Raw genomic sequence first — 6,000 nt, forward strand, 5'->3', positions numbered from 1 at the left:
ATCCCCTCCTCGGTCGGCGCTGCCGCCGGGGGCGTTTGGCGGCGACGCACCCATGGTAAAGGAATTGACTGCCGATCCCTTGAGGTTGGTAGACCGGGCGGTATAGGTTCGATGCATCGCCTCATCGCCGATGGTCGAGGAAAGGACCCGCGAGAAATGAAACTCGGTCTGCAACTGGGGTATTGGGGCGCGCAACCCGTGCCCGCCCACAAGGAACTGGTGGCCGCGGCCGAATCCGCCGGGTTCGACGCGATCTTCACCGCGGAGGCCTGGGGTTCGGATGCCTACACGCCGTTGGCGTGGTGGGGTTCGTCCACCGAGCGGGTACGCCTGGGCACGTCGGTGCTGCAGATGTCGGCGCGCACGCCGACGGCGTGCGCGATGGCGGCCCTGACCCTCGATCATCTCTCCGGCGGCCGGCACATCGTCGGACTCGGTGTGTCCGGCCCGCAGGTGGTGGAGGGCTGGTACGGCCAGAAATTCGAGAAACCGCTGGCCCGAACCCGCGAATACGTCGACATCATGCGGCAGGTGTGGGCCCGTGAGGCGCCGGTCGCGAGCGCCGGCCCGCACTATTCGCTGCCCTACACCGGTCCCGGTTCGACCGGACTCGGCAAATCCCTCAAGCCGATCACCCATCCGTTGCGCGCCGACATCCCGGTGATGCTCGGCGCGGAGGGACCGAAGAACATCGCGCTGGCCGCCGAGATCGCCGACGGCTGGCTGCCGCTGTTCTACACACCCCGCATGGCCGACACCTACAACGCCTGGCTCGACGAGGGATTCGCGCGAGCGGGCGCCCGCCGCAGCCGCGCGGACTTCGAGATCTGTGCCACCGCACAGATCGTGATCACCGACGACCGGGCGGCCACCTACGCGGCGATCAAACCCTTCCTGGCGCTCTACATGGGCGGAATGGGCAGCGAGGACACCAACTTCCACGCCGAGGTGTATCGCCGCATGGGGTACGGCGAGGTCGTCGACGAGGTGACCGCACTGTTCCGATCCGGACGCAAGGACGAGGCGGCGAACATCATCCCCGACGCGGTGGTCGACGATTCGGCCATCGTCGGTGACCGCGACCACGTCCGCGAGCAGATCGCGATCTGGGAGAAGGCGGGCGTGACGACGATGCTCGTCTCGCCGGGCAGCGTCGCCGAGGTGGAACAGTTGGCGTCGCTGGTGCAGTCGAGCTGACCGGCCTGCGGGTGCCGCCGACCGGCCGGCCGGTGCGCACCCGGTAGCGTCGAGCACCATGCGCACAGTACGTGGAGTCCTCGGGATCCTGGCCGTTCTCGCTGTTCTGGTGGTGAGCGGGTGTGGCTCCGATGATGGCGGATCGGATGGCGTCGGATCGAACGGGGGCGGCAGCTCGGCACCGGGTGCGACATGGACCCTCGATGGGACCACCGGCAGTGTGACGGTGACCGCATCGCAGAACGCGAGCACCCCACCGACCGTCAAGGTCACCACCCCGTTCGCGGTCGATCAAACGCAGGTGCACGTGCTCACCGAGGGCAGCGGCGAGACCGTGTCGCAGACCGCGATCGTCGAGGTCAGCTATGTCGGCGTGAACGGCCGGACCGGCATCCAGTTCGACAGCAGCTATCAGCGCGGCAGGCCGGCCAGTTTCTCGCTGGACCGGGTGATCCCCGGGTTCGCCAAGGCCATCGGCGGACAGAAGGTCGGGTCGACGGTCGCGGTGGCGATCGCGCCGGCCGACGGGTACACGACCGGCAACGCCGACGCCGGGATCGATGCCGGCGACACCCTCGTTTTCGTCCTCACCATCATCGACGCCCAGGGCTGACCGGACGGCCGGACCGGTTGCGGGTCAGGCCCCGACGTAGTCGGCCAGGTGCCGGCCGGTGAGGGTGGATCGATCGGCGACGAGATCGGCCGGGGTGCCCTCGAACACGACCTGCCCGCCGTCGTGGCCGGCGCCGGGGCCCAGGTCGATGATCCAGTCGGCGTGGGCCATCACCGCCTGGTGGTGTTCGATCACGATCACCGACTTCCCGGAATCGACCAGCCGATCGAGGAGACCCAGCAGCGCCTCGACGTCGGCGAGATGCAGTCCCGAGGTGGGTTCGTCGAGGACGTAGATGTCGCCCTTGTCCCCCATCTGGGAGGCGAGCTTCAGGCGTTGCCGTTCACCACCGGACAAGGTGGTCAGCGGCTGCCCGATGGTGAGGTATCCCAGACCCACGTCGACCAGCCGCGTCAGGATCTTGTGTGCGGCCGGAACTTTCGCGTCGCCGTCGGCGAAGAACGTGTGCGCCGTGGCCACCGACATGCCGAGTACCTCGTCGATGTTGCGGTCGCCGAAGGTGTAGTCGAGGACCTCGGCGAGGAACCGCTTGCCCTCGCAGACCTCGCAGATGGTCGACACGCCGGCCATCATCGCGAGGTCGGAGTAGACGACGCCGGCCCCCTTGCAGTTGGGACACGCACCCTCGGAATTGGCGCTGAAGAGTGCGGGTTTGACGCCGTTGGCCTTGGCGAAGGCCTTCCGGATGGGTTCGAGGAGGCCGGTGTAGGTGGCCGGGTTGCTGCGTCGCGATCCCTTGATCGCGCCCTGGTCGATGGTGACCACGCCGTCGCGGGAGGCGACCGAACCGCCGATGAGGGAACTCTTGCCCGATCCCGCGACACCGGTGAGCACGACGAGCACGCCGAGCGGGATGTCGACGTCGACCTCTCGCAGGTTGTGGGTGTCGGCGCCGCGGATCTCGACCGCGCCGGTCGGTTGGCGCACCACGTCCTTGCACGCCGACCGGTCGTCGAGGTGACGTCCGGTGAGGGTGTCGCTGTGGCGCAGCTCCTCGACGCTGCCCTCGAAAACGATGGTGCCGCCGTCCTTTCCGGCGCCGGGGCCGATGTCGACGACGTGGTCGGCGATGGCGATCGCCTCGGGTTTGTGCTCGACCACCAGGACGGTGTTGCCCTTGTCGCGCAACTGGATCAGCAGATCGTTCATCCGGGTGATGTCGTGCGGATGCAGTCCGATCGTCGGCTCGTCGAACACGTAGGTCACATCGGTCAGCGATGAACCGAGATGCCGGATCAGCTTGGTGCGCTGCGACTCTCCACCCGAGAGTGTGCCCGAGGGTCGGTCCAGCGATAGGTAGCCGAGGCCGATGTCGACGAAGGAGTCGAGCAATTCGGTCAGCGAGGTCAGCAGCGGTGCGACACCGGGTTCGTCGAGTCCGCCCACCCACTGCGCCAGGTCGGTGATCTGCATGGCGCAGGCGTCGGCGATGCTGACGCCGTCGATCGTCGAGGATCGGGCCAACTCGCTCAGTCGGGTGCCCTGGCAGTCCGGACAGACGGTGAAGGTGATCGCACGGTCGACGAAGGCACGGATGTGCGGCTGCATCGCCTCGCGGTCCTTGGCGAGGAACGACTTCTGGATTTTCGGGATGAGACCCTCGAACGTGACGTTGATGCCCTCGACCTTGATCCGCTTGGGTTCGGAGTACAGCAGGATGTCGAGTTGGCGCTTGGTGAACTTCGCGATGGGTTTGTCCGGGTCGAAGAACCCGGACTCGCGATAGATCCGCCCGTACCACCCGTCCATCGAATAGCCCGGGATGGTCAGGGCTCCCTCGTTGAGGGACTTCGTGTCGTCGTAGAGTGCCCCGAGGTCGAAGTCGGAGACATCGCCGCGTCCCTCACACGTCGGGCACATGCCTCCGGTGACGCTGAACTCCTTGCGTTCCTTCACCTTTCGTCCACCGCGTTCGATCTCCACCGCACCCGCCCCGGACACCGAGGCGACATTGAACGAGAAAGCCTGCGGCGAACCGATCGTCGGTGTTCCCAACCGGCTGAACAGGATCCGCAGCATGGCGTTGGCGTCGGTGGCGGTGCCGACGGTCGACCGCGGATTGGCGCCCATCCGTTCCTGATCGACGATGATCGCGGTGGTCAGTCCCTCGAGCACGTCGACGTCGGGCCGACCCAACGTCGGCATGAACCCCTGCACGAACGCGCTGTAGGTCTCGTTGATCATCCGCTGGGATTCGGCGGCGATCGTCGCGAAGACCAGTGAACTCTTCCCCGACCCGGACACTCCGGTGAAGACGGTCAGCCGGCGCTTGGGGATCTCGACGTCGACGTTCCGGAGATTGTTCTCGCGGGCGCCGTGCACACGAATGATGTCGTGGGTGTCGGCGGGATGGGGTGTCGACGCGCGGGGCGTCCGGCTCATCGGATCTCCGTCTGTTCGGGGGTGGGATTCAGGATGCCTGATTGATGCGCAGGAGGTTGCCGGTCGGGTCGCGGAATGCGCAATCACGGACGCCGTAGGGCTGGTCCATCGGTTCCTGGACCACCTCGGCGCCGGCGGCCTCGAGTCGGGCGAAGAGGCCGTCGAGGTCGTCGGTGGCCAACGTCAGGCCGGCGCCGTAGGTGCCCTTGGCGATCAGGTCGAGGATGGTCTGGCGTTCGTCGTCGGTGATACCCGGGTCGGCGGCCGGTGGCTGCAACACGATCGAGGTCTGCGGTTGGTTCGGTGGGCCCACGGTGATCCAGCGCATGCCGTGGTAGCCGACGTCGTTGCGGACCTCGAATCCGAGTGTGTCGCGGTAGAAGCCCAACGCGGCGTCGGGATCGGTCTGTGGCAGGAACGCGTAGTGGATGGTGATGGTCATGTCGCTCACGCTAGTGACTCGCGGGGCCGGGGACTTCTCGATTCCTGATCGGTTTGGTGACCTGTTTGGCGACACATGCGGGGATGCCCTCGGTGGATACCCCGGCCGCGAGGTCGGCGGCACGCCGGCGGTACTCACTCGGTGACATTCCGACCAGTTCGGTGAACCGGGTGCTGAAGGTACCCAGCGATGAGCAACCGACGGTGAAGCAGGACTCGGTGACCGACACGTCTCCGCGGCGGAGCAGGGACATGGCCCGCTCGATCCGCCGGGTCATCAGGTAGGAATACGGCGACTCCCCGTAAGCGCGTCGGAACTCGCGGCTCAGGTGGCCGGCCGACATGTGCGCACCCCGGGCGAGAGCCTCGACGTCGAGAGGTTGCGCGTAGTCACGGTCGATCCGATCGCGGACCCTGCGCAATCGCTCCAGGTCCCGCCGATGTTGCGCGGTGGAGGTGTCGTCGCGGCGGGTCACCTCACCGATCCTGGCATATCACCGGGTCGTCGGACGCGCCCGAACGTAGGCCTGCACGCGTATCCGGAGCACGGTGACGCTGGCCTGATTGATCAGATCGCATCGATGGGTGACCAGCGCGCGCCCACGGTCATCGAAGTCGACGCCCTCGATCTCGAGGAATCCGCCCAGATCGTCGTCGGGGCGGACCGGGGCGAGGAACTCCACCTCGGTGAGCCGACGTCCGGCGATCACCTCCCAGGTGTGCAGCGCCGCGTCGACCGACAGGCGCTGTGCGACGGCCAGGGTGTGGATTCCGCTGGCGATCAGGCCCCTGAACGCGCCCGCATCGGCGGCGGCGCGGTCGATGTGGAACGACTGCGGGTCCCACGCCGAGGCGTACTCGACGATGGCGGCCTCGGTGACGTGATGTGGGTCGAACTCGTATCGGGTGCCGACGGAGAGATCGTCGGCGTAGACGAGGGTGGGATTCGGGCTCGGATCGGTCATCGGCGGTGATCACTCCTCTGCGGGCGCGGCGTGTCGGGAAGCTCGGCGTGTCGGAAAGTTCTATGACCGTACCGCCCGTCGGACACCCGCCGTACCCCGCGGGATGGCGCACCCGGATGTCTGCGGGCGCTGTCAACGATGCGGAGAGCGCTGTCAGTGACGACCAGGGCGCTGTCAGTGACGACGAGAGCGCTGTCAGTGACGACCAGGGCGCTGTCAGTGACGACGAGAGCGCTGTCAACGATGAGGAGAGCGCTGTCCGTTGTATGCCAATCTGGGTGTGAGTCACTTCCGAGGAGGAGGTTCACAACATGAGTATTAGTGCTGGTTACACGATCGCTGAGATCACAGCCTATGTCCGGGAGTATCTGGAGTTGCCGC

At 66.7% G+C, this 6,000-nt stretch carries 7 protein-coding genes; 2 read left to right on the forward strand and 5 right to left on the reverse strand.

Translation table 11 applies throughout. The features are described from left to right. Nucleotides 1-156 precede the first annotated feature (156 nt). Together ABLE94_RS21085 and ABLE94_RS21090 are read left to right on the forward strand one after the other, a co-directional pair. Nucleotides 157-1,197, forward strand: coding sequence for an LLM class F420-dependent oxidoreductase (locus tag ABLE94_RS21085; protein ID WP_348806836.1), 1,041 nt, complete (start codon nucleotides 157-159; stop codon nucleotides 1,195-1,197). A gap of 58 nt (nucleotides 1,198-1,255) precedes the next feature. Then, nucleotides 1,256-1,810, forward strand: a complete 555-nt coding sequence (locus tag ABLE94_RS21090; protein ID WP_348806835.1) for an FKBP-type peptidyl-prolyl cis-trans isomerase — start codon at nucleotides 1,256-1,258, stop codon at nucleotides 1,808-1,810. A gap of 24 nt (nucleotides 1,811-1,834) precedes the next feature. Here the strand turns inward: ABLE94_RS21090 and ABLE94_RS21095 are convergent, their stop codons facing one another. The 5 genes from ABLE94_RS21095 to ABLE94_RS21115 all read right to left on the reverse strand — a co-directional run. Beyond that, nucleotides 1,835-4,213 carry an ATP-binding cassette domain-containing protein gene (locus ABLE94_RS21095; protein ID WP_348806834.1) on the reverse strand — a complete coding sequence of 793 codons (2,379 nt, stop codon included), beginning with the start codon at nucleotides 4,211-4,213 and terminating at the stop codon, nucleotides 1,835-1,837. A gap of 28 nt (nucleotides 4,214-4,241) precedes the next feature. Then, the gene (locus ABLE94_RS21100) at nucleotides 4,242-4,655 is read right to left on the reverse strand and encodes a VOC family protein (RefSeq protein ID WP_348806833.1); all 414 of its coding nucleotides are present in this window, start codon (nucleotides 4,653-4,655) and stop codon (nucleotides 4,242-4,244) included. A 10-nt stretch (nucleotides 4,656-4,665) separates the two neighbouring features. Further along, nucleotides 4,666-5,130, reverse strand: a complete 465-nt coding sequence (locus tag ABLE94_RS21105) for a helix-turn-helix transcriptional regulator (RefSeq protein ID WP_348806832.1) — start codon at nucleotides 5,128-5,130, stop codon at nucleotides 4,666-4,668. Nucleotides 5,131-5,148: 18 nt separating this feature from the next. Continuing rightward, a complete protein-coding gene (locus ABLE94_RS21110; protein WP_348806831.1) occupies nucleotides 5,149-5,619 on the reverse strand; it encodes a MaoC/PaaZ C-terminal domain-containing protein in 471 nt (156 codons plus the stop codon). Next, a partial coding sequence (locus tag ABLE94_RS21115) for a hypothetical protein (RefSeq protein ID WP_348809751.1) occupies nucleotides 5,616-6,000 on the reverse strand: 385 nt, incomplete at its 5' end. The genes ABLE94_RS21110 and ABLE94_RS21115, both read right to left, overlap by 4 nt.

Origin of the sequence: Gordonia sp. VNK1 (assembly GCF_040049135.1) — a bacterium.
GTDB lineage: Bacteria > Actinomycetota > Actinomycetes > Mycobacteriales > Mycobacteriaceae > Gordonia > Gordonia oleivorans.